23 protein-coding genes are annotated in these 23083 nt (G+C 67.7%); 10 read left to right on the forward strand and 13 right to left on the reverse strand.

Annotated elements, in window-relative coordinates; translation table 11 throughout:
* The 4 genes from ACM14_RS27900 to ACM14_RS27915 form a co-directional block, all read right to left on the reverse strand.
* Positions 1-1642: methyl-accepting chemotaxis protein (locus ACM14_RS27900; RefSeq protein ID WP_065347960.1), on the reverse strand; the 1642-nt coding region annotated here is incomplete at its 3' end.
* A gap of 127 nt (positions 1643-1769) precedes the next feature.
* Positions 1770-4157 carry a DNA topoisomerase IV subunit A gene (parC, locus tag ACM14_RS27905; protein WP_065347955.1) on the reverse strand — a complete coding sequence of 796 codons (2388 nt, stop codon included), beginning with the start codon at positions 4155-4157 and terminating at the stop codon, positions 1770-1772.
* A 39-nt stretch (positions 4158-4196) separates the two neighbouring features.
* Positions 4197-5069, reverse strand: coding sequence for a lytic transglycosylase domain-containing protein (locus tag ACM14_RS27910; protein ID WP_065347956.1), 873 nt, complete (start codon positions 5067-5069; stop codon positions 4197-4199).
* Between the two features lie 3 nt (positions 5070-5072).
* Entirely contained in the window at positions 5073-7055 is a 1983-nt protein-coding gene (locus tag ACM14_RS27915; protein WP_034396412.1) for a DNA topoisomerase IV subunit B, read from the reverse strand.
* 181 nt (positions 7056-7236) lie between these two features.
* Between ACM14_RS27915 and ACM14_RS27920 the strand changes: the two genes are divergently transcribed.
* From ACM14_RS27920 to bamC, 5 genes are all read left to right on the forward strand, one after another.
* Positions 7237-8442, forward strand: a complete 1206-nt coding sequence (locus ACM14_RS27920) for an MFS transporter (RefSeq protein WP_175403320.1) — start codon at positions 7237-7239, stop codon at positions 8440-8442.
* Between the two features lie 13 nt (positions 8443-8455).
* On the forward strand, positions 8456-8605 hold the full coding sequence (locus ACM14_RS32210) for a hypothetical protein (RefSeq protein WP_013801118.1): 150 nt from the start codon (positions 8456-8458) through the stop codon (positions 8603-8605).
* Between the two features lie 71 nt (positions 8606-8676).
* Positions 8677-9246 (forward strand): bifunctional 2-polyprenyl-6-hydroxyphenol methylase/3-demethylubiquinol 3-O-methyltransferase UbiG, encoded by a 570-nt coding sequence (locus tag ACM14_RS27925; RefSeq protein WP_034396418.1) that lies wholly within the window; start codon positions 8677-8679, stop codon positions 9244-9246.
* A 75-nt stretch (positions 9247-9321) separates the two neighbouring features.
* Positions 9322-10218: a 4-hydroxy-tetrahydrodipicolinate synthase gene (gene dapA / locus ACM14_RS27930; protein ID WP_012206888.1), complete on the forward strand. Its 897-nt coding sequence runs from the start codon at positions 9322-9324 to the stop codon at positions 10216-10218.
* A 41-nt stretch (positions 10219-10259) separates the two neighbouring features.
* Positions 10260-11372 carry an outer membrane protein assembly factor BamC gene (bamC, locus tag ACM14_RS27935; protein WP_034396421.1) on the forward strand — a complete coding sequence of 371 codons (1113 nt, stop codon included), beginning with the start codon at positions 10260-10262 and terminating at the stop codon, positions 11370-11372.
* Between the two features lie 184 nt (positions 11373-11556).
* On the opposite strand, the gene ACM14_RS31005 is transcribed toward bamC, so the two are convergent.
* The 3 genes from ACM14_RS31005 to ACM14_RS27950 form a co-directional block, all read right to left on the reverse strand.
* Positions 11557-11835 (reverse strand): hypothetical protein, encoded by a 279-nt coding sequence (locus ACM14_RS31005; protein ID WP_084027460.1) that lies wholly within the window; start codon positions 11833-11835, stop codon positions 11557-11559.
* A gap of 387 nt (positions 11836-12222) precedes the next feature.
* Positions 12223-13353, reverse strand: coding sequence for a cupin domain-containing protein (locus ACM14_RS27945; protein ID WP_012206891.1), 1131 nt, complete (start codon positions 13351-13353; stop codon positions 12223-12225).
* Positions 13354-13456: 103 nt separating this feature from the next.
* Positions 13457-14416 (reverse strand): helix-turn-helix domain-containing protein, encoded by a 960-nt coding sequence (locus ACM14_RS27950; RefSeq protein ID WP_013801114.1) that lies wholly within the window; start codon positions 14414-14416, stop codon positions 13457-13459.
* 260 nt (positions 14417-14676) lie between these two features.
* Here ACM14_RS27950 and ACM14_RS27955 point away from each other — a divergent pair, with 260 nt between their 5' ends.
* Together ACM14_RS27955 and ACM14_RS27960 are read left to right on the forward strand one after the other, a co-directional pair.
* The gene (locus ACM14_RS27955; protein WP_043819175.1) at positions 14677-16128 is read left to right on the forward strand and encodes an aldehyde dehydrogenase; all 1452 of its coding nucleotides are present in this window, start codon (positions 14677-14679) and stop codon (positions 16126-16128) included.
* Positions 16129-16280: 152 nt separating this feature from the next.
* The gene (locus ACM14_RS27960) at positions 16281-16802 is read left to right on the forward strand and encodes a peptidylprolyl isomerase (protein WP_012206894.1); all 522 of its coding nucleotides are present in this window, start codon (positions 16281-16283) and stop codon (positions 16800-16802) included.
* A gap of 67 nt (positions 16803-16869) precedes the next feature.
* On the opposite strand, the gene ACM14_RS27965 is transcribed toward ACM14_RS27960, so the two are convergent.
* Both ACM14_RS27965 and ACM14_RS27970 read right to left on the reverse strand, forming a co-directional pair.
* The gene (locus ACM14_RS27965; protein ID WP_043819177.1) at positions 16870-17442 is read right to left on the reverse strand and encodes a glycine zipper 2TM domain-containing protein; all 573 of its coding nucleotides are present in this window, start codon (positions 17440-17442) and stop codon (positions 16870-16872) included.
* A gap of 145 nt (positions 17443-17587) precedes the next feature.
* Positions 17588-17968: a PepSY domain-containing protein gene (locus tag ACM14_RS27970; protein WP_013801111.1), complete on the reverse strand. Its 381-nt coding sequence runs from the start codon at positions 17966-17968 to the stop codon at positions 17588-17590.
* Positions 17969-18236: 268 nt separating this feature from the next.
* Between ACM14_RS27970 and ACM14_RS27975 the strand changes: the two genes are divergently transcribed.
* The 3 genes from ACM14_RS27975 to ACM14_RS27985 are packed head-to-tail and all read left to right on the forward strand — an operon-like array spanning position 18237 to position 20665.
* On the forward strand, positions 18237-18542 hold the full coding sequence (locus ACM14_RS27975; RefSeq protein ID WP_012206897.1) for a PepSY domain-containing protein: 306 nt from the start codon (positions 18237-18239) through the stop codon (positions 18540-18542).
* Positions 18543-18548: 6 nt separating this feature from the next.
* Positions 18549-19220: a response regulator transcription factor gene (locus ACM14_RS27980; protein WP_012206898.1), complete on the forward strand. Its 672-nt coding sequence runs from the start codon at positions 18549-18551 to the stop codon at positions 19218-19220.
* Positions 19217-20665: an ATP-binding protein gene (locus ACM14_RS27985; RefSeq protein WP_065347959.1), complete on the forward strand. Its 1449-nt coding sequence runs from the start codon at positions 19217-19219 to the stop codon at positions 20663-20665. The genes ACM14_RS27980 and ACM14_RS27985 overlap by 4 nt, the downstream gene beginning before the upstream one ends.
* A 46-nt stretch (positions 20666-20711) precedes the next feature.
* Here ACM14_RS27985 and ACM14_RS27990 read toward each other — a convergent pair whose 3' ends face one another.
* The 4 genes from ACM14_RS27990 to ACM14_RS28005 all read right to left on the reverse strand — a co-directional run.
* Positions 20712-21536 (reverse strand): hypothetical protein, encoded by an 825-nt coding sequence (locus tag ACM14_RS27990; RefSeq protein ID WP_063325373.1) that lies wholly within the window; start codon positions 21534-21536, stop codon positions 20712-20714.
* 63 nt (positions 21537-21599) lie between these two features.
* Positions 21600-22049 (reverse strand): dUTP diphosphatase, encoded by a 450-nt coding sequence (dut, locus tag ACM14_RS27995; protein ID WP_034396440.1) that lies wholly within the window; start codon positions 22047-22049, stop codon positions 21600-21602.
* Positions 22050-22119: 70 nt separating this feature from the next.
* Positions 22120-22653, reverse strand: a complete 534-nt coding sequence (locus ACM14_RS28000; protein WP_063325374.1) for a hypothetical protein — start codon at positions 22651-22653, stop codon at positions 22120-22122.
* A gap of 17 nt (positions 22654-22670) precedes the next feature.
* A partial coding sequence (locus tag ACM14_RS28005; RefSeq protein ID WP_302621878.1) for a phosphopantothenoylcysteine decarboxylase occupies positions 22671-23083 on the reverse strand: 413 nt, incomplete at its 5' end.

Here is a 23083-nt window from a genome sequence, read left to right on the forward strand (position 1 = left end):
CGGCTGCTGCCGGCCGCCTTGGCGCTGCGGCAGCGCTGTGCGCAGTGCGCACCGCCGGCGCAGCCTGCCTTGCGAGCGTCGTCGGCGAAGGCGCCAGGTGCGCCACCTTGAACACCGCCACCGTGCGCGACAGCTGCTCGGCCTGCTCCCGCAGGCTTTGCGCTGCGGCCGCGCTTTGCTCGACCAGGGCCGCGTTCTGCTGCGTCATCTGGTCCAGCTGTCCCACGGCCTGGTTGACCTGGGCCACGCCCGCGCTTTGCTCCGAAGAGGCCGCCGTGATCTCGCTGATGGTGTCGGCCACGCGCTGCACGGACTGCACGATGCCCTCCATGGTGGTGCCGGCATCGCCCACCAGACGGGCGCCGTCCTCCACCCGCTCCACCGAAGCGCCGATGAGCTGGCGGATTTCCTTGGCAGCCGCCGCGCTGCGCTGTGCCAGCGTGCGCACCTCGCTGGCCACCACGGCAAAGCCACGGCCCTGCTCGCCGGCGCGGGCCGCCTCCACGGCGGCGTTCAGCGCCAGGATATTGGTCTGGAAGGCAATGGAGTCGATGACGCCCACGATGTCGGCAATCTGCCGGCTGCTGTCGTTGATGCCCTTCATGGTCTCGACCACCCGGGCCACGACCTCGCCGCCGCGCTGCGCCACCTGTGACGCGCCCGCCGCCAGGCTGCTGGCCTGCTGGGCACTGCTGGCGCTTTGCTGCAGCGTGCTGGTGAACTGCTCCATGGCGGCAGCCGTCTCCTGCAGGTTGCTGGAGGTCTGCTCGGTGCGCACGGACAGGTCCTGGTTGCCGGTGGCGATCTCGGCGCTGGCGATGGCGATGCTGTCCGTGCTCTGGCGCACCTGCTGCACCATGCCCGACAGCGATTCGCTCATGGCCTGCAACGAGCGCAGCAGGTCGCCGAATTCATCAGCACGCTGTGCCTGTCCCTGCACGCCTGCGCTCAGGTCGCCTGCGGCAATGCGTTCGGCCAGTTCGCTGGCCTCGGCCAGGGGCCGGCGGATGCTGGCAATCAGGAAATGGGCGCCGATGACGATGCCCAGCAGCAGCAGGCCCACGGCCGCAGCGGCAAAGCCCACAGTGAGCCTGCGCGAGGCGGCCATCTCTTGCTGGCTGCTGCGCGCCACCTGCTCCTGCATCTGCACGAAGTCGCGCAGCGACTGCAGGTAGGCATCCACGGCGGGGTTGTAGGACTGCTTGACCAAGACCAACGCCTGGTCCTGCCGGCCGTCGGCCTTGAGCTGGCGTGCCTGGGCACGCAGTTCGATCATGGTCTTGCGGGCTGCCGCAATCCTGGCCATCTGCGCCTTGTCTGCGTCGGACAGGGGCATGGCTTCCAGCGATTTCTGCACCTCGGTGATCCGCGCCGAGGTGGCGGAGATCACGTCCTTGAACTCGGCCTCGACCGCGGCATCACTGCTGACCACCACGGCCTGGGTGCGGGCTGCGTTGGTTTCGGTCAGCCCCATCCAACGCACGGCGGCCTGGACCCGCGCCTGCATCTCCTGGGTCACCGCCTCGGACCGGGCCTGGACCTGGGCCGAGCGATAGCCCGACAAGCCGACCACGCCCACCAGCGCCACCACGATGGCGGCCACTGCAAGCCACAGCTTGTGTGCCATGCGAAGTCGCAGCATATCCAGTCTCCCTCATTTTGGAAGACTCCATGTTGAGGCCTGGAAGAGGGCCTGGTGGGCGGAAAAACCCAGAGGAAACCCCTGATCCGCCCCTTTCGCGGAGGGCATTGCAGGGGCGGCCGCGCTCTTACTCCACGCGCGTCACGCTCTGCGGCTTGAAGCCCAGGTCGGCCGACTTGCCCTTGCGGCCGCGCGTGCCACGGGCATTGTTGAGACTGCGGATCTCCAGCGTCTCGCTGCGCTCCTTGCCGCCGCGGCCCACGCCATCGATGCGGATGCTGCGCGTGTAGGCGGCAGCGCCCGCCAGCGTGTCCTTGTCCTCCAGATCAAGCAGCATCAGCCCGCGACCGCCCTTGGCCATGTGCTTGAGGCTGGCGATCTCGAAGGTGAGGATGCGGCCACCCGTGGAAGCGCAGATCACATGCGTGGCCGGCAGCAGCAGGCCCGCGCCCTGCTCGCCTTCCTGCGGCTCGGCGCGTGCGCCCATGGGCACGCCGTAGGCCGTGGACGGGGCGCACAGCGTCTCGCCATCGGCCAGCGTGACGAAGGCCTTGCCCGCCTTCTGGCGCGAGACCATGTCGCTCACCATGGCCACGAAGCCGTAGCCACCCGACCCCGACAGCAGCAGCGCCGTGCCCTCGGCACCGGCGAAGTAGTACAGGATCTGGGTGCCGGCCTCCAGCTCGATGAGCGTGGTCACGGGCTGGCCATCGCCGCGCCCGCCGGGCAACTGCGCCACCGGCACCGAATAGATGCGGCCGTTGCTGCCAAAGGCCAGCAACTGGTCCACGGTGCGGCATTCGAAGGTGCCGTGCAGGCTGTCGCCGGCCTTGAAGCTCAGCGTGCCCGCATCGACGCCATGGCCCTGGCGCGTGCGCACCCAGCCCTTGTCCGAGATGATGACCGTGGTGGGTTCATCGACCACCTTGACTTCGGCGACGACCTTCTTTTCCTCCTGGATCAGCGTGCGGCGCGCATCGGCGAACTGCTTGGCATCGGCCTCGATCTCCTTGCAGATCAGGCGGCGCATGGTGCTTTCGCTGCCCAGGATGTCTTCGAGCTTGCCTTGCTCCGTGCGCAGTTCCTTGAGTTCCTGCTCGATCTTGATGGCCTCCAGCCGCGCCAGCTGGCGCAGGCGGATTTCCAGAATGTCGTCGGCCTGGCGCTCGGACAGCGCGAAGGCATCGATCAGCGCCTGCCGGGGCTCGTCGCTGGCCCGGATGATGGCGATGACCTTGTCGATGTTCAGCAGCACGGCCTGGCGGCCTTCGAGGATGTGGATGCGGTCCAGCACCTTGGCCAGCCGGTGCTGGCTGCGCCGCGTGACCGTGGTCTGGCGGAAGGCGATCCATTCCTCGAGCATCAGGCGCAGGCTTTTCTGCACCGGGCGGCCATCGAGGCCGATCATGGTCAGGTTGATGGAGCTGGACGACTCCAGGCTGGTATGCGCCAGCAGCGCCGTGATCAGTTCCTGCTGCGGCACCTTGCCGGTCTTGGGCTCGAAGACCAGGCGCACGGGCGCATCCTTGCTGGACTCGTCGCGCACGCCGTCGAGCACGGCCAGCATGCTGGCCTTGAGCTGGGTCTGTTCCTGGCTCAAGGCCTTCTTGCCGGTCTTGACCTTGGGATTGGTGATGTCCTCGATCTCTTCGAGCACCTTCTGCGCCGAGACGCCGGGCGGCAGCTCGGTCACCACGATCTGCCACTGGCCGCGCGCCAGCTCCTCGATCTTCCAGCGCGCGCGCAGCTTGAGGCTGCCACGGCCCGTGCGATAGGCGTCCTGGATGTCGGAGGCGCTGCTGATGATCTGCCCGCCACCCGGATAGTCGGGGCCGGGGATGATCTGGAACAGTTCCTCGTCGCTGAGCTGGGGCCGCTTGATCAGGGCCACGCAGGCGTCGGCCACCTCGCGCAGGTTGTGGCTGGGGATTTCCGTGGCCAGGCCCACGGCAATGCCGCTGGCGCCATTGAGCAGGGCGAACGGCAGGCGCGCGGGCAGTTGCTGCGGCTCCTGCGTGCTGCCGTCGTAGTTGGGCACGAAGTCCACCGTGCCCATGTCGATCTCGTCGAGCAGCAGGCCCGTGATCTTGGACAGGCGCGCCTCGGTGTAGCGCATGGCGGCTGCGCCGTCGCCGTCGCGGCTGCCGAAGTTGCCTTGGCCATCGACCAGCGGATAGCGCTGGTTGAAGTCCTGCGCCATGCGCACCAGCGCGTCGTAGGCCGACTGGTCGCCGTGCGGGTGAAAGCGGCCCAGCACATCGCCGACCACGCGTGCGCTCTTGACGGGCTTGGCCGCTGTGTTGTGGTTGGGACCGCTGTAGCTCAGGCCCATGCGGTCCATGGCGTACAGAATGCGCCGCTGCACGGGCTTGAGGCCGTCGGTCACATCGGGCAGCGCCCGGCCCTTGACCACGGACAGTGCGTATTCGAGATAGGCCCGTTGCGCGTACTGGCCCAGGTCCAGTGCATCGCCGGCCGCCTGTTGTGCCAGATCCAGAGAGGTTTGGTCGCTCATGAAGAAATTCGTGATCTCAAAAAATGCAATGAATGCCGCTCATTGCGGCGTGGGCAGTCCTGTGGGCAGCGTCATGCGCACCCGGGGCGTGGTGCCCGGCAACGCCGCTGCTGCAGGCGCTGCAGGGCCCGCGCGCTCGCGCCCGCCCTGCAGCTGCTCGTAGATGCCGAGCACGGCCTTCACGTAATTGCGGGTTTCCTGGAAGGGAGGGATGGCCTGGCCCGCGCGCCGCACGGCGCCCTCGCCTGCGTTGTAGGCGGCCAGCACCAGGTCCAGCCGGCCGGGGAACAGCCCCATCAGATGGTTGAGGTAGCGCGCGCCGGCCGGCACGTTGACGGCCGGATCGGCCAGTTGCTGCTGCACGCTGCGCTGGCGGCTGGCCTCTACGCCGAAACGCTGGGCCGTGGCCGGCATCAGCTGCATCAGGCCGACCGCCCCCTTGGGCGAGATGGCCTGCGCGTCAAAGCCCGACTCGACGGCGATCACGGCCTTGAGCAGGTCGTAGTCCACGCCCGTGTGGTCCGCCGCCTTGCGCAGATGGCCGCGCACGCTCTTGTAGCGCGGCGAGATGTCGAAGAAGCTTTGCAGCCGCGTATGCGCCTGCAGCCTGTGGCCGGCATCGCCGCTGCCGTCAGCGTCGGCAGCGGCCTCGGCCTGCACCATCGGGGGCTTGAGCCCCTGCTCGGCGCTGTCATAGACCGAGCCGCGAAAGTACAGCCTGTAGCGCTCGTCCAGCGCCTCGGCAGCGAAGTGCGTGATGCCGCGCTCGTCCACGAAGGCCCAGAGATCGGCATGCGCCGGCCGCGCCAGCCCCCACAGCGCCAGGGCCAGGCCCAGCGCCGCCAGCGCGCGCACCCCGGCGCCGCGCGCCAGGTGCGGGCGGTGCTTCGGGGCGGCGCGGAGCACAGTCACGGGTCAGATGTCGACTTCAATGGAGTCGCCATGGAGCTCCATGAGCTCGCGGCGCGCTGCGGCCTCGCCCTTGCCCATGAGCTTGGTGACGACCTGCTCGGCCGCCGCGAAGTCCAGGTTCATGAACTGCACGGGCAGCAGGCGGCGCGTGTCGGGGTTGAGCGTGGTCTCCCACAGCTGCTCCGCATTCATCTCGCCCAGGCCCTTGAAGCGGCTGATCTGGCATTTCTCGCGCGGCACGCCGTCCTTGGCCGATTTGTCCAGGATGGCGGTCAGCTCGCCCTCGTCCAGCGCGTACATCTTGGCCGCAGGCTTCTTGCCGCGCGCAGGCACGTCCACACGGAACAGCGGCGGCAGCGCCACATGGATGTGGCCGGCCTCGATGAGCTTGGGGAAATGGCGGAAGAACAGCGTCAGCAGCAGCACCTGGATGTGCGAGCCGTCCACGTCGGCATCCGAAAGAATGCAGACCTTGCCGTAGCGCAGGCCCGACAGGTCGGGCGTGTCGTTGGGGCCATGCGGGTCCACGCCGATGGCCACCGAGATGTCATGGATTTCGTTGTTGGCGAACAGCCGGTCGCGGTCCACTTCCCAGGTGTTGAGCACCTTGCCGCGCAGGGGCAGCACGGCCTGGGTTTCCTTGTTGCGGCCCATCTTGGCGCTGCCGCCGGCCGAGTCGCCCTCGACCAGGAAGACCTCGTTCAGGCTCAGGTCGCGGCTTTCGCAATCGGTGAGCTTGCCCGGCAGCACGGCCACGCCCGAGCCCTTGCGCTTTTCGACCTTCTGGCCCGCCTTCTGGCGGGTCTGCGCGGCCTTGATGGCGATCTCGGCCAGCTTGCGGCCCCATTCCACGTGCTCGTTGAGCCACAGCTCCAGCGCGGGGCGCACATAGCCGCTGACCAGGCGCACGGCATCGCGCGAGTTCAGGCGCTCCTTGATCTGGCCCTGGAACTGCGGGTCCAGCACCTTGGCGTTGAGCACATAGCTGGCGCGCGCAAAGACGTCATCCGGCATGAGCTTGACGCCCTTGGGCAGCAGCGAGTGCATCTCGATGAAGGCCTTGACCGCCTGGAACAGGCCGTCGCGCAGGCCGCTGTCATGCGTGCCGCCGGCGGTGGTCGGGATCAGGTTGACATAGCTTTCGCGCAGTGGTGCGCCGTCCTCGGTGAAGGCCACGCACCAGGCGGCGCCCTCGCCTTCGGCAAAGCTGTCGTGGTGGCGGTCGGCAAAGCCCTCGCCCTCGAACAGGGGGATGACCGCCTCGCCATGCAGGCTTTGCTGCAGGTAGTCGCGCAGGCCGCCCTTGAACTGCCAGGTCTGGGTGTCGCGCGTCTTCTCGTTGACCAGGGTCACCGAGACGCCGGGCATGAGCACGGCCTTGCTGCGCAGCAGGTGCATCAGCTCGCCCATGGGCAGCTGGGGCGATTCGAAATAGCGGGCATCGGGCCACACGCGCACGGTCGTGCCCTGCTTGCGTTCGCCCGCGGCCAGCGGCCGCGACTGCAGGGGCTCGACCACGTCGCCGCCCGAGAAGGCGATGGTGGCCACCTTGCCCTCGCGGTGGATGCAGGCCTCAAGGCGCGTGGCCAGTGCATTCGTGACCGAGACGCCCACGCCGTGCAGGCCGCCCGAGAAGCTGTAGGCGCCGCCCTTGCCCTTGTCGAACTTGCCGCCCGCATGCAGCCGCGTGAAGACCAGCTCCACCACGGGCGCCTTTTCCTCGGGATGCATGCCGAAGGGGATGCCCCGGCCGTCGTCTTCGACGCTGTAGGAGCCGTCGGAATGCAGGGTGAAGCGGATTTTCTTGCCGAAGCCGGCCAGTGCCTCGTCGGCCGCGTTGTCGATCACCTCCTGCAGCACATGCAGGGGGTTGTCGGTGCGCGTGTACATGCCGGGACGCTGCTTGACGGGCTCAAGGCCCTTGAGCACGCGTATCGAGCCTTCGGAGTATTCGCTGGCGGAAGTGGGAGATGGTTTGACTGCCATGGGGGCGGATTGTAGTGCGCGGCCCGGCTCAGTGCTGGATGCATTCACAGTCATTGACATTGACTATCCCGAAAAAGCCGCTGCCATCAAGGGCCGCGCTGGCGCATGGGCGACCCAAGCGGCACAGCGCAAAACCCGGAGTTTCGCTAAAGTTTGCCGCATGCAAAAAAACAACCAACCCATGTCCATGGTGCAGATACTGCTGTGCGGGGGCGCAGTCGTGACGCTGTCCATGGGAATCCGCCACGGCTTCGGCCTGTGGCTGCAGCCCATCACCCAGGAGATGGGCTGGACGCGCGAGTCCTTCGCGCTGGCCATCGCCATCCAGAACCTGTCCTGGGGCGTGCTCGGCATCTTCGGCGGCATGCTGGCCGACCGCTTCGGCGCCTTCCGCGTGCTCCTGGTGGGCGCGCTGCTGTATGCGCTGGGCCTGGCCGGCATGGCCATGGCGCCCACGACAACCTGGTTCGCCCTGACGGCCGGCGTGGTGATAGGCGCAGCCCAGGCCGGCACCACCTATGCCGTGATCTACGGTGTGCTGGGCCGCCAGATTCCCGTGGCGCGGCGCAGCTGGGCCATGGGCGTGACGGCGGCGGCAGGCTCCTTCGGCCAGTTCTTCATGGTGCCCGTGGAAGGCAGCCTGATCTCGAACTTCGGCTGGTCCAACGCCCTGCTGCTGCTGTCGCTGTGCGCGCTGATGATCATTCCGCTGGCCTTCGGCCTGCGCGAGCCGGGCTTCCAGGCAGGCAACGCCCGTCCCGTGCGCGACCAGAGCGCGGGCCAGGCCGTCGCCGAAGCTCTGCGCACGCCCAGCTTCGTGCTGCTGACGGCCGGCTACTTCGTCTGCGGCTTCCAGGTGATGTTCATCGGCGTGCACATGCCCAGCTACCTCAAGGACTACGGCCTGGCACCGCAGGTGGCCAGCATCTCGCTGGCGCTGGTGGGGCTGTTCAACATCGTTGGCACCTACGTGGCCGGCAACCTGGGCCAGCGCCTGCCCAAGCGCTACCTGCTGTCCACCATCTACTTCACGCGCTCGGTGGTGATCGTGCTCTTCCTGCTGGCGCCGCTGACGCCCTGGTCGGTCTACATCTTCTCTGCCGCCATGGGCCTGCTGTGGCTGTCCACCGTGCCGCTGACCAATGCCACCGTGGCCCAGATCTTCGGCGTGCAGCATCTGTCCATGTTGAGCGGCATGGTGTTCTTCAGCCACCAGGTGGGCAGCTTCCTGGGCGTCTGGCTGGGCGGCTATCTCTATGACCACACGGGCAGCTACCAGGTGGTCTGGTACCTGGCCATCGGCCTGGGCGTGGCCGCCGGCCTGCTGAACCTGCCCATACGCGAAGCCCCCGTGGCACGGTTGCGCGCAGCCCAGGCCGCTGCCTGACATGACGACATCCATGACCACATCCACCAGGCCCCGCCCACGCATCCTGCGCAGGCTGGCGCTGTGGGCCGCCGTGCTGCTGGTGCTGGGCCTGGTCTTCATGCTCTACCTGCAGCCGCAGTTCATGCTGGGCATGGCAGACCAGATCTGGGCCTGCTTCTGAAATGGAAGCGGCAGCGGCGAAGGCCTGCCGGCACAATGTCGGCCGCTTTCACTTTATTTCCAAAATTGCACATGCACGCAGCCACGCCGCCCTCGCCCTGGATCCAACGCTGGTCGCACCTTCTGGCACCCCAGGCCTCGGTGCTTGACGTGGCCTGCGGGCCCGGCCGGCACATGCGCTGGTTCCATGCGCGTGGCCACGCCGTCACCGGCGTGGACCGCGACGCCCAGGCCCTGGCCGGCCTGCAGGGCGTGGGCGAGCTGCTGTGCGCCGACATCGAAAACGGCCCCTGGCCCCTGCCCGGCCGGCAGTTCGGCGCCGTGGTCGTGACCCACTATCTGTGGCGCCCTCTGTGGCCGGCACTGCTGGACAGCGTGGCCCCCGGCGGCGTGCTGCTGTACGAAACCTTTGCCCAGGGCAATGAGGCTTTCGGCAAGCCTTCCCGCCCCGATTTCCTGCTGGCGCCCGGCGAGCTGCTGCAGGCCTGCGCGGGCTGGCACATCGTGGCCTACGAGCACGGCCAGCTGGGCGAGCCCGATCGCATGGTCCAGCGCATTGCGGCACTGCGCCCCGATGCAACAGGCCGGGAACCCGTGGCCATGCTGGCGCATCAGAAGGCGTCAGGCTCTGCAATCGCCTGAATCCCTACAGGCGCCCGCCTTGGGCCTGCCTCCGACACTCGTTAGAATGATCCTTTCCCGTTTTTTCTTGCGGACATGACATCCTCCTCCGTCGCTCTCACTGGCAGCATCGTTGCCCTCATCACGCCCATGCACGAGGACGGTAGTGTTGACTACCCGGCGCTGCGAAAACTCATCGATTGGCATGTGGCCGAAGGCACGGACTGCATCGGCGTGGTGGGAACGACAGGTGAATCCCCCACCGTCAACGTGGAGGAGCACTGCGAAATCATCCGCGTGTCCGTCGAGCAGGCCGCAGGCCGCGTGCCCGTGATGGCCGGCTGCGGCGCCAACAGCACGCACGAAGCCATCGAGCTGGCCCGCTACGCCAAGAAGGTCGGCGCCGACAGCCAGCTGCAGGTCGTGCCCTACTACAACAAGCCCACGCAGGAAGGCCAGTACCAGCACTTCAAGGCGATTGCCGAAGCGGTGGGCGACCTGCCGGTGGTGCTCTACAACGTGCCCGGCCGCTCCGTGGCCGACATGCAGCACGACACCGTGCTGCGCCTGGCGCAGATCCCCGCCATCATCGGCATCAAGGAAGCCACGGGCAACATCGAGCGCGCCCAATGGCTGATCCGTGAAGTGCCCAAGGACTTCGGCGTGTACTCCGGCGATGACCCGACCGCTGTGGCCCTGATGCTGTGCGGCGGCCATGGCAACATCAGCGTCACGGCCAACGTGGCGCCACGCCTGATGAGCGATCTGTGCAAGGCGGCCCTGGCCGGTGATGTGCGCACCGCCATGGACATCCAGCTGCGCCTGATGCCCGTGCACAAGAACCTCTTCGTCGAGGCCAACCCCATTCCCGTCAAGTGGGCCGCAGCGCGCCTGGGCCTGTGCGGCCCGGCCATGCGCCTGCCGATGACACCTCTGAGCAAGAACCTGGAAGCCACCGTGGAAGCCGCCCTGGGCTCCGCTGGCCTGCTGTGAGGCGCCCCGCCCCACCGACCGAACGCACCAAGGATATTCGCGTGAAACAGCCCATTGCACGTCTGAGCCTGCTGAGCCTGGCCATCGGCCTGACAGCCTGCACGACCACGTTCCAAGAGAGCAAGATCGACTACAAGAGCGCCGGCAAGCAGCAGGCGCCCACCCTGGAAGTCCCCCCGGATCTGACCCAGCTGTCCACGGATTCGCGCTATGCCGTGCCCGGCGGCGTGGTCTCCGCCGCAGCCATGGAAGCCAACTCCAAGGCGCAAAAGCCCAGCGAAGGCCGCACTGCTACCGTTGCAATGGGCGATGTGCGCATCGAGCGCAACGGCGAGCAGCGCTGGCTGGTGATCAAGCGCCCTGCCGACCAGCTGTGGGAGCCGGTGCGTGACTTCTGGCTGGAAAACGGCTTCATCTTCACCACCGAAGACCGTCAGCTCGGCATCATCGAGACCGACTGGGCCGAGAACCGCGCCAAGATCCCGCAGGACGTGATCCGCAAGACGCTGGGCAAGGTCTTCGACGGCCTGTATTCCACCAGCGAGCGCGACCGCTTCCGCACACGCCTGGAGCGCTCGGCCGATGGCTCCACCGAGGTCTACATCACGCACCGCGGCATGCAGGAGGTCTACACCAGCGCCCAGAAGGACCAGACCATCTGGCAGCCGCGCCCCTCCGACCCGGAACTGGAAACCGAATTCCTGCGCCGCCTGATGGTCAAGCTCGGCGTGAGCCAGGAGCAGGCCGATGCCGTGGCCAAGGCCAACACCACCACGGCAGCCGCCACCGGCAGCGTGCGCATGGAATCCGCCAACGGACAGCCCGTGCTGCAGATCGACGAAGGCTTTGACCGCGCATGGCGCCGTGTCGGCGTGGCCCTGGACCGCACGGGCTTCACCGTGGAGGACCGTGACCGCAGCCGCGGCATCTACTTCGTGCGCTATGTCGCGCCTGACGCCAAGGTCGAGCCCAAGGGCTTCTTCAGCAAGCTGTTCAGCCGCTCGCCCGATGCGGCCGCGCCGGTCAAGTACCAGATCCAGGTGCGCAGCGAAGGCGACAAGTCCACCGTCACCGTGCTCAACACCCAGGGCCAGCCCGAGACATCGGCCAATGCCCAGCGCATCGTGCGCGTCATCACCGACGACATGAAGTAAGCAAGCCTCTTTTCGGGCCTTGGGGCGGCAGCGTCCGCCCTTGGCTTGCAGCCACCGCGCAGTCATTTGCCGGTGGCTTTTTTACTGGACCAAAGCAAAGCGAAGACGAAAAAAAAACCGCAGCCCGAAGGATGCGGTTTTTTCGCGGCAGAGGCCGAAACCTCTGCCATCGGCGAGGGCCGAATTACTGCTTGGTGGCTTCCTTGGCGGCAGCGTCGGCAGCAGCCTTGGCGGCGTCTGCAGCGGCACCATCGGGAGCAACAGCAGTAGGAGCGGCTGCATCAGCGGCAGGTGCTGCTGCGTCGGCGGCGGGAGCAGCAGGAGCTTCTGCGGGAGCGGGAGCTGCCGGTGCGGGAGCTTCAACGGCGGGTGCGGGAGCGGGGGCCGGAGCCTCTTCCTTCTTGCCGCAAGCGGCCAGAGCTGCAGCAGCGATCACGGTAGCCAGGATCAGAGAGTTCTTCATCACAGTTTCCTAGAGAGTAGGTAAGAAGACAGTACACAGGAGGGGCCCCGCCACTTGCGCCACCGGATGCGGGCAACCGGTACGCGGCAGCCAGGCCACGTCAAACACATTCATTCGACTTGGAGCGAATTATAGGGAGATTTTTTCGAGGCTGACTGAAACTGACAACCTCTGAACAATTCCGCACAAATCCTCTTGCCAAGTCCGAATGGGGCAGCAAGAAGCTGCCTTGGCGTCCACTGTGTAACAAAACCAGGTTGCTGTCAATTTACTGACGAACTCAAGACAATTCTTTACAAATCTATCAGAGTCCGCCTTGAATCAGCAGAACGCTGTCAACGGTGAATGCCCGAACTTAGCATGACTGCGTCACAGCGTCTACCCGGTTCAGGACAGCGGCCCGCCTCGCACCCAGCCGGCGTCAAACCAGGAGGACAGCAGCTCCAGCGCGTCATCGCTGGCCTTGGCCAGATCGGCGCGTGACAGGGCGCGCGTATCGGCCAGCTTGCGCATCAGGGTGGCATCGCGGCCACCGGCCAGATAGCTTTCGCCGTTGATGAAGATGTGTTTTGCGTCATACATCATGCGCGTGCGGCGGTCGAGGACCACGCTCTCGAACATGCCGTGTTCCTCGCCATGCTCGAACCAGACATTGGCCTTGGGCTCGGTCATGTACTCGCCCAGAGCGCGCTCCAGCGCCAGCGGCTCGGCCAGCGCGCGCTCCAGCGCCTTGCGCGCGAAGTCGTGCAGGCTCGACGGAATCTCGCCCGGAGCCTCGACGGCGGGCTGGTCGGGATCGCGGTAGACCATGGGCGCTTCGGGTTCATCGGGCTCGTCGGACATGCGCAGCAGCAGCTCGCGGGCCAGTTCGTCGCGCGCGGGCGAGCGAAAGCCGATGGAGTAGGTCATGCACTCGCCCTCGGCGATGCCGTCATGGGCCCACTTGGGCGGCAGGTAGAGCATGTCGCCGGGCTCGAGCACGAACTCCTCCTCGGGCTCGAAATTCGAGAGCACCTTCAGCGGCACATCGGGCTGCAGCGACAGGTCCTTCTGGCGGCCGATGCGCCAGCGCCGGCGGCCATGCGCCTGCAGCAGGAAGACGTCGTAGCTGTCGAAATGCGGGCCGACGCCGCCCTGGTCGGTGGCAAAGCTGATCATCAGATCGTCCAGCCGCGCCTCGGGCACGAAGCGGAACTGCTGCATCAGCTGGTGCACGCCGTCGTCGTGCAGATCCACGCCCTGCACGAGCACGGTCCATCCGGGCTTTTGCAGCGAGGGCAGGCTGCGGCGCGACAGCGGGCCGTGGCTGAGCTTCCATTGGCCACCGTCCTGCTGCTGGATCAGGCGCGACTCCACACCGTCCTCGCCTGCCATGGCCAGCAGCCTGGCGCGGGGAATCAGGGGCTTGAAGCCCGGGATTGCCTGGCGCACCAGCAAGGGCTTCTTGTGCCAGTGGCGGCGCATGAATTGGGAAGCGGTAAGCCCGCCCAGCAGGGCAAGCGGTGTGTTGGTGTCCATGAAATGGTCCGAAGTGAGCGAAGAGACAGGGCGGCATTGTCCTATGCGGGCATTGCCCTGTCCTGGCGCCAGCGCAAGCTGCCCCGCAATGGCTTCGTGGCAGTCAGCCGGCCGGCTTGCGCATGGCCCTGAAATCCGAGGGCGACAGACCCGTATAGATCTTGAAAGCGCGGCTGAAATGCGCGGTGCTGCCAAAGCCGCAATCCATGGCGACCTCGGTGATGGTGCGCTGCGCCTGGGCGGGCTGCAGCAGCTCGCGCATGCACAGCTCCAGGCGGCTGTGCTGTATGAAGGCGCCCAGGCTAGTCTGGCTGTCCGCAAAGGCGTTGTGCAGATGGCGCTTGCTGCAGTTGAGCGCGGCGGCCACGGACTCCACCGACAGGCCCGGGTCGCGCAGATGGGCCGCCACATGGGCGCGGATGCGGTCCTGCAGCGCCAGCTGCTGCGTGCCTGCCGTGCCCTGCCCGGCCAGCTCCTGCAGCGACAGATGGACCATGTCCACCAGCAGCTCGCCCGCGCGGCGCGCCAGATGCGGCGCCATGCCGGGCAACTCCTGGTAGGTGCTGCGCATGGTTTCCAGCGCGATGCGGGCAATGCCCGAGCTGCCGCCCACGTTGCGCCCCATCAGCCCTTCCAGCCGGATGCCCCGTTCCACGATGGCCTGGCGCGGCAGCATCACGATGAGGTGTTCGGACCATTCGGGGTTGGTGACCTCGTACTCCTGCGCCGTGTCATAGATCACCCAGCTGCCCTTGCGCACGCTGGCCTCGCGGTTGTGCTGGCGCACGCTGGCCACGCCCTCCCAGGGCGCGACGATCTTCAGATAGGGGGACTCATGGGCGCGCAGGCCCTGCATGCTGCGCATGACGCGGTGGCGGCCCGCCTCCAGACGGGTCAGCACCACATCGCCGGCATTGGCCACGCGCACATGGCCTTCGAACAGGCGATCGCCATAGACATCGGTATCCAGGCCCGCAAACAGGCGCGACATCCAGGCGTGCCAGGCCGACGCCGTCTCGCCGGGCGGCAGTCCGTCGGTGCTCAACACCATGGCATCGGTCATGTGCGGTCTCTCCTGCTCGCCGCACGGGTGAAGGATCTGTGTGCGGCCATGGACGTGATTATGGGAAAGTGCAGGCCCGTCGCGCCCCATGGCTTTCCCCGCGGACAGCCAGGACAAGGGTAAACCCCGGAGCCTGTGCACGATCCGTCATGCGCTTTGTGCGCGCAGCGGGCTGCCTGCGCCATCGCCTGCTTCTACGATGACCGGCACGCCAGGCAGCGCCAACGCCCAGGCCACAACCGCATACCAAGGAGACAGTCATGATCGAACAAACCATGCTCATCGCAGGCCAGGCCGCACAGGCCGGCAACGGCGCCACCTTCGAGCGCCGCAATCCGCTGGACGGATCGGTGGCCACGCGCGCCCCGGCCGCCACGCCCGAAGATGCCGTGCGCGCCGTCGAGGCCGCGCAAAAGGCCTTCCCCGCCTGGGCCGCACTGGGCCCGACCGAACGCCGCCAGATGCTGATGAAGGCATCGCAGGCGCTGGAGGCCAAGACCGAGGCGTTTGCCGCCGCCATGGCCGCCGAGACGGGCGCCTCGGGCATCTGGGCCGGCTTCAACGTGCACCTGGCCGCCAACATGTTCCTGGAGGCCGCATCGCTGACCACCCAGATCAATGGCCAGATCATTCCCTCTGACGTGCCCGGCAGCCTGGCCATGGCCGTGCGCCAGCCCGCTGGCGTGGTGCTGGGCATTGCGCCCTGGAATGCACCCGTCATCCTGGCCGTGCGCGCCATTGCCACGCCGCTGGCCTGCGGCAACACCGTGGTGCTCAAGGGCTCGGAACTGTGCCCCGCCACGCACGGCCTGATCATCGAGGCCCTGCAGGAAGGCGGCCTGCCGCCCGGCGTGGTCAACTTCGTGACCAATGCGCCCGAAGATGCCGGTGCCGTGGTCGAAGCCATGGTGGCCCACCCGGCCGTGCGCCGCGTGAACTTCACCGGCTCCACGCGCGTGGGCCGCATCCTCGGCCAGACCTGCGCCAAGTACCTCAAGCCCGCCATCCTGGAGCTGGGCGGCAAGGCGCCCTTCGTGGTGCTGGACGATGCCGACATCGACGCCGCCGTGGCCGGCTGCACCTTCGGTGCCTTCGCCAACTCCGGCCAGATCTGCATGTCCACCGAACGCATCATCGTGGACGAGTCCGTGGCCGGCGATTTCCTGGACAAGCTGGTGGCCCGTGCCACCTCGCTGCCGCTGGGCGATCCGCGCAAGGGCCCCGTGGTGCTGGGCTCGGTGGTGGACATGGCCACCGTGGAGCGTGCCAACCGCCTGATCGACGACGCGCTGGCCAAGGGCGCCAGGCTGCTGTGCGGCGGCAAGGCCACCAACACCCTGATGGCCGCCACGCTGATCGACGGCGTCACGCCCGAGATGGACATCTTCCGCGAGGAAACCTTCGCCCCCGTCAAGGCTATCGTGCGCGTGCGCGGCGAGGAGCAGGCCATCGCCATGGCCAATGACAACGAATTCGGCCTGTCCTCGTCCGTCTACACCCGCGACACCGCACGCGGCTGGCGCGTGGCCGCGCGCATCGAGGCCGGCATCTGCCACGTCAACGGCCCCACCGTGCATGACGAGGCACAGATGCCCTTTGGCGGCGTGAAAAACTCGGGCTACGGCCACTTCGGCGGCCAGGCAGGCATCGATGCGTTCACCGAGACGCGCTGGATCACCATGCAGACCACCCCCCGCCACTATCCGTTCTGATCGGCAGGACTCGCTGCCCGGCCTGCGCAGCAGCTGGGCAGCCGTGGGAAAATCGCGCCAACGCGGCCGCCGGCACGCCTTCGTCAAACACGGGCGCGCGCGGCGGTCTTTCTTTTTCCCCACCGCGGCATGGGCCGCACAAGCTGCACACCATGGAAATCACAGAACAATGCGTGGTCGCTCTGACCTGGACCCTCAAGGACACCCTGGGCGAGGAACTGGACGTGCTCGATGAGCCCGTGGAGTTCCTGGTCGGCGGCGACGATCTGCTCAAGCGCATCGAGGAAGCTCTGCAGGGCCACGGCCAGGGCAAGACCCTGGACCTGCACCTGGAGCCCGAGGAAGCCTTTGGCGACTACAACGAAAGCCTGATCTTCCTGGAGCCGCGCGCCCTGTTCCCGGCCGAGCTGGAAGAAGGCATGAGCTTCGAGGCCAGCGCTCTGCCCAAGGGCTGCAGCGCCGTGCAGCCCGATCTGCTCTACACCGTCACGGAAATCTATCCCGAGCACGTGGTGCTGGACGGCAACCACCCGCTGGCCGGCATTGCGCTGCGCCTGCACCTGAAGGTCGAAGGCGTGCGCGAAGCCACCGAGGAAGAAATCGGCCGCGGCTCGGCCGGTACCGGCTTCTTCCGCATCCAGCCCATGGCGCCGGGCAACGACACGCTGCACTGAAATTGCCGCGCTGAAATGGCAAAGGGCTCCCTGCGGGGAGCCCTTTTGCATGGAGCGAGCCTGGTACTCAGCGAATCAGCTGGTTATTGTCCACGCGCACGCTCTCGCCTATGCGCAGCTGCGGATTGTTCTGGTAGTCGAACACGCGCGTGCTGCCGTCGTTCAACTGCACGGTGACGCGGTAGACATCGCGCAGGTCGCCAGGGCCGGTGTTCTTCTCGATGGCATTGCCCGCCATGGCACCGCCCACCACGCCCGCAATGGTGGCGATGTCGCGCCCACTGCCCTTGCCCACCTGGCGGCCCAGCACCCCGCCGACCACGCCGCCCACCACGGCCCCGGCGCCTATGCCCGAGCCGCCAATGCCGCTGGGCTGCTGGATCTGCACCAGTTGCACATTGGTCACGCGCCCCTGCTGCGCATAGCCACCGCCGCCCGGGTAGGCCGTGCCGGGCTGGCCGCCGTTGGGATAGCCACCGCTGGGGTAGCCGCTGGTCGGATAGCCGCCGGCTGGATAGCCACCGGCAGGGTAGCCGCCACCCGGGTATCCGCCCTGCTGGGGGTAGCCCGCGCAGGCGCTGAGCATCAGCGCGGCAATGCAGCCGGCGCCCATGGCGCTCAAGCGATGAATGGAAGGCATGAGAATCTCCTGTGTACTGTCCGTGGATCGATCAAGGGCAGCCACCGGACCGGCCGGCGGCTGCATACCGCTTCAACGTCCCAGGCCGCATGCCTGCCGACCGGACAGAACACTTGCTGACAAAAATCAGCCTGCCCGCCCGGCCTCAATTGCGTGCGCGGATGCTGAGCACGTTGCCGTTGTTGCCATCGACGTAGAGCTTCACAGGGCGGCCATCGCCAGTCTGGCCCTTGACCTGGTAGAGGCCGTCCTCCCACTCGATCTCGCGCAGGTCGCGGTAGCCCAGGACTTCCATGCGCTCGAAGATTTCGCGGATGCTCAGGCCCGGCCCCTGGAAGGCGCCGCGCACGGAGGCCACCGTGGTGGCCACGGCCTCGCCGGCCTGTACGGTCACGGATGGCCCGCCCGTGGCGGCTGCCTGGGCCTGCACCTGGGCGACCAGCCCGGCAGTGGCGATCAGAACAATGCCCAGGCCCGTCAGGCCATGGCGTGCAGCGCGGGAAATCAGTTGTCGGATGGAAGGCATGAGGTTCTCCTTGGCATGTGAAGGACGGCGACTGGGCCGGCGACTGGGCCGGCGATTGGGTCGGCGATTGGGCTGGCGATGCATTTGAAAAGGCCGCATCTGCCGGCTGCTGCGCCTTCGTTTCCGTTGGATTGCGACGGCGTGCAGCCATTGTTCGATGCAGGCCATGAACGCAAGCTGAAGCAGCCGTTCATCTGAGGTTCATCCACGCTGGGCTATAAAATTTTCCATGCCCACTCCATCCTTCTCCATTCCTCGCAGGTCCTGGATGCTGCTGGCCGCACTGCTGCTGATGGCGGCGGCCCTGGCATCCTGGACCACGCCCTCGGACGCCGGCGACAGCGACCATGAACTCGCACGCCAGGCCCTGCAGCAAGGCCGCGTGCTGCCGCTGCGCACCGTGCTCGACCAGGTCGAGCGCGACTACCAGGGCCAGGTCATCAAGGTCGAGTTCGAGCATGACGACGGCCGCTTCATCTACGAGATCCGGCTGCTGCAATCGGGCGGCCGCGTGGCCAAGCTCAAGATCGATGCACGCGATGGCAAGGTGCTGAGCTTCAAGCGCAAGGACTAGACGCAGATGCGAATCCTCGTGGTGGAAGACGAGCCCACGCTCTGCGGGCAACTGGTACAGGCCTTGCAGCAGGCAGGCCATACGGTGGAGACGGCCGCGGACGGCGCAACGGCCCAGTACCTGGGCGAGGTCGAGGAATTCGACGCCGCCGTGCTGGACCTGGGCCTGCCCGTGCGCGACGGGCTCACCGTGCTGCGCGCCTGGCGTGCGCAGGGCCGGGTCATGCCCGTGATGATCCTCACGGCGCGCGGCGCCTGGCATGAGAAGGTGGCCGGCATGGATGCCGGCGCCGACGACTATCTGGCCAAGCCCTTCCACATGGAAGAGCTGATGGCCCGCCTGCGCGCCCTGCTGCGCCGGCTCAGCCCGCACGCCAGCGCCCAGTGGCAATGCGGCCCCATCGTGCTGGACTCGCGCCATGCCCGCGTGAGCGTCGCCGGCCAGCCGCTGACGCTCACCAGCCATGAATTCAAGGTGCTGGCCCTGCTGATGCAGCGCGTGGGGCAGGTGATATCGCGCACCGAACTGTCCGAACACATCTACCCGCAGGACAGCGACCGCGACTCCAACACCATCGAGGTCTTCGTCGGCCGCCTGCGCAAGAAGCTGCCGGCCGGCAGCATAGAGACCGTGCGCGGCCTGGGCTACCGGCTGGTGGAAGGCGCGCCCGCTGCATGAACGCGCCACAGGAAAGACAGGTATCCCGGCTCGGTGATTCGCTGCGCCTGCGCCTGCTGGCCGGCACGCTGGCCTGGGTGCTGGCGGCCGTGCTGCTGGCCGGCTGGGGGCTGCGCGGCCTGTTCCGCGACCACATCGCGCAGCAGTTGCAGGCGCAGTTGGTGCTGCAGCTCGACCAGCTCAGCGCAGCCGTCAACAGCCTGCCCGGAGGGCGCATCGAAGTCGGGCTGGCCGTGGGCGATCCGCGCCTGGCGCAGCCGCTGTCGGGCCTGTACTGGCAGATCGACCAGGTGAGCGATGGCGCGGGTCCGCCCGAGAAGGCCGGCTTGCTGCGCTCTCGTTCGCTGTGGGACCAGACGCTGGACTGGCACCAGTTCCGCGCCGATGCCGGCAATCCCGGTGAACACCGGGAAGACACGGCGTTGAGCACGGGCATGCTGCCCGATGGCCAGGGCCACCAGCTCGTGGCCGTGGCACGCCCCCTGCAATTGCCCGAAGCCGACGCGCCGCCGCTGCGCCTGATCGTTGCGGCCGACAGCGCCCTGCTGGCCGAGCCGATGCAGCGCTTCACCACCATGCTGATCGCCGCACTGGGCACGCTGGCGGCCGGGCTGGTGCTGGCCGTGGTGCTGCAGCTGCGCCTGGCGCTGCGGCCGCTGCAGCTGCTGCGCAAAGGCCTGTCCGACGTGCGCAAGGGGGCAACGCCGCGCCTCGAAGGCCGGTTTCCCCAGGAACTGCGCCCCCTGGTGCAGGAATTCAACCATGTGCTGGATGTGAACGCCGACATGGTGCAGCGCGCGCGCACGCAGGCCGGCAACCTGGCCCATGCGGTGAACACGCCGCTGTCCATCCTCGGCAATGCCGCCGCGCAGGAAGGCGGGACGCTGGCCGAGTTGGTCCGCGAGCAGGTCGCCAGCGCCAGCCGCCAGGTGGACCACCATCTGGCACGCGCCCGCGCTGCGGCCCGCCAGGCCACGGGCCTGCGCACGCCGCTGGAGCCGCCGCTGGCCTCGCTGGTGCGCACCATGGAGCGGCTGCACGCCGGCCGCGGCATCCGCTTCGCGCTGAAGGGCGATGTGCAGCCTTGGGACTTTCTGGGCGATGGCCAGGACCTGATGGAAATCCTGGGCAACCTGCTGGACAACGCCGGCAAGTGGGCAGCCCAGGCCGTGAGCCTGGAAGTCCAGGGCCTGGAGCACGATCAGGCCGGCGGCCCCTTGCTGCTGACGGTGGACGATGACGGCCCCGGCATCGAAGACGCCGACCTTGGCCGCATCTTCGAGCGCGGCGAGCGCCTGGACGAACGCAGGCCCGGCGCAGGCCTGGGTCTGGATATCGTGCGTGACCTGGTGCAGACCTATGGCGGCAGCATCGCGGCCAGCCGCTCGCCGCTGGGCGGCCTGCGCATGCAGCTGCGCCTGCCGGGGGCAAAAAGACAGGCGTGACGGCAGGAGCCGCACAGCAGCGGCTCTGTGCCCTCTCAGGGGCCTTTCAGTGTCCTCTCAGCGCACGCAGCACCTGCACCAGGGTGTCTGCCTGCGGAAACAGCCAGTCGGCCAGCGCGCCCAGCGCCACGGCGGCCACCAGTGCGCCCAGCACCGGCTTCCAGCTCAGGCGCAGCGCGGCCAGCAGCCAGCCCTCGCGCTCCACCACATAGAGCGTGCGCGCCATCAGCAGCGCAAAGGCCACCTCCACCGCCACGGCCAGGAACAGGTCGGCCCCAAAGACCAGCCACAGCAACGACCCTGCCCCCGTGACCGCGACCAGCAGCGCCGCAAACACCAGCAGCACGGGGACCAGGACGACGGCGCCTTCGTCCAGACCATCGATGCCCGGCACATCAAAGCCTTGCGAGGCCGAGGAAGCGGCCTCGGACATGGCGCCGCCGTCATCCCAGCTGCCGCTGGAGCCACCGCCGCCATACGAGCCGCCCTGCCCGCTGTCGAATCCGCCAGCCTCCGGCGTGCGGGCCGGTGAAGAACCGCTGCCGCCGGGCGTCACATCGGGAACATCGGACCCCTCCCAGTCGCGGCGCAGCATGCACTCGGCCCACAGGCGCAGCAGCAGCAGGTACAGCAGATAGCCGCAGGCCAGGGCCACGCCATAGCGCAGCGCCATGCTGTGCATGCCCGCGTGCAGCAGGCCCAGACTCAACAGCGACATGCCTGCCAGGCTCAACCCGCCCGTCAGCGCCGCATGCAGGCGCAGCCAGTGGCGCTGCTGCAGGCGGCGGCGCATGCGGTCTTCCTGAGTCAGCATCACGCGCGTCCATGATGCGGATGGGCGGTGGCGCGTGCGCCGGGATGGCCTGGCCATGCGGATTCCTCCCTGGAGCGATGCCCGGGCAGCGCGGCTGCGGGCGTTTTCTGGCTGAGCGCCTTATTGCTTGCCTGTAGAGCCGTAGCCGCCCGCGCCGCGCTCGGAAGCCGACTCGAACTCCTCGACCACATTGAAGCTGGGCTGCACCACGGGCACGATGATCAGCTGGGCCAGGCGGTCCATGGGCTGCAGCGTGAAGGCCGTGGTCGAGCGGTTCCAGGCGCTGACCATGAGCTGGCCCTGGTAGTCGCTGTCGATCAGGCCGACCAGGTTGCCCAGCACGATGCCGTGCTTGTGACCCATGCCCGAGCGCGGCAGGATCATGGCCGCGTAGCCGGGGTCCTTGAGGTACATGGCCATGCCCGTGGGCACCAGTTGCCATTGGCCGGGCTCCAGCGTCAGCGGCGCATCGATGCAGGCGCGCAGGTCCAGGCCCGCGCTTCCCGGCGTGGCGTAGGCGGGCATGTTCTCGCGCAGGCGCGCGTCAAGGATCTTGATATCAACGTTCATGGAAACAATCTGGGGAGCGCCTCACGGCAGGCTCTCTTGAAAAGCAAAGCGCGCATTGTGCCCCGCGCCGTCACCCGGACGACTTGAGCCCGCTGCGAAAGCCTTTGACGATGGCATTGATGATGGTGAGCAGCAGGATGAAGGGGCCGATGCCCGGAATCACCACGGCCAGGATCAGGCCGATCACGATACCCAGCAACTGGCCCGGACCTATCTTGAAGACCGTCTTCTTGACGGCCTTGGCGGCGGAGGAGGCCTGGGCTTGCTGTGCCCGCGCCGCCTGCCGGCCGCGATCGGCCCTGCCACCATTCCTGTCGCCGTTCCTGTCACCTGCAGACGGCTGGCGCCCCGGCAAGGCAGGCACCGAAGCCTGCTGCGCGGCGATGCGCGCCTTCTCGGCCGCAGCCTGCACCTGCTCGCGCACGCGCTCGACCACGGACTGGGACTGCGCGCCCGGCGTGGCCACCGCATCGGTGAAATCGCTGCGTCCCTGCACTATCCAGCCGTGGGCCGCAGAGCGGTACAGGGGGCTGGCGCGCAGCAGCTCATCCACATAGCGCACATAGTCGCCGTGGCGGGGGCCTTCGTAGGTGTTCTGTGACATGCGGGCCTTCGGTGGTGTCAACGGACGGGCGGCAGGCGCCGGGCGATCTCGGCCACCAGCTGGCGCGCCAGCAGGGACTTGGAGGCGTGCGGCAGCTCCACGGTGCCAGCCTCGTCGATCAGCAGCAGGGCATTGTCATCCCGCCCAAAGGTTGCGGGACCGATATTGCCCACCAGCAGCGGCACCTGCTTGCGCAGGCGCTTGGCGCTGGCGTGCTGCAGCAGGTCATGGCTTTCGGCGGCGAAGCCCACGCAGTACAGCCGGCCGCTACGCGCAGGCTCGGACTGCGCGGCGGCCGCCAGGATGTCGGGGTTCTCGACGAAGGTCAGCGTGGGGGTCTGGCCCGAGCCGTCCTTCTTGATCTTCTGGTCTGACGCCGTGGCCGGGCGCCAGTCGGCCACGGCCGCCGTGGCGATGAACACGCCGGCTT

This window comes from Delftia sp. JD2 (assembly GCF_001682645.1).
In the GTDB taxonomy this organism is placed as follows: domain Bacteria; phylum Pseudomonadota; class Gammaproteobacteria; order Burkholderiales; family Burkholderiaceae_C; genus Comamonas; species Comamonas acidovorans.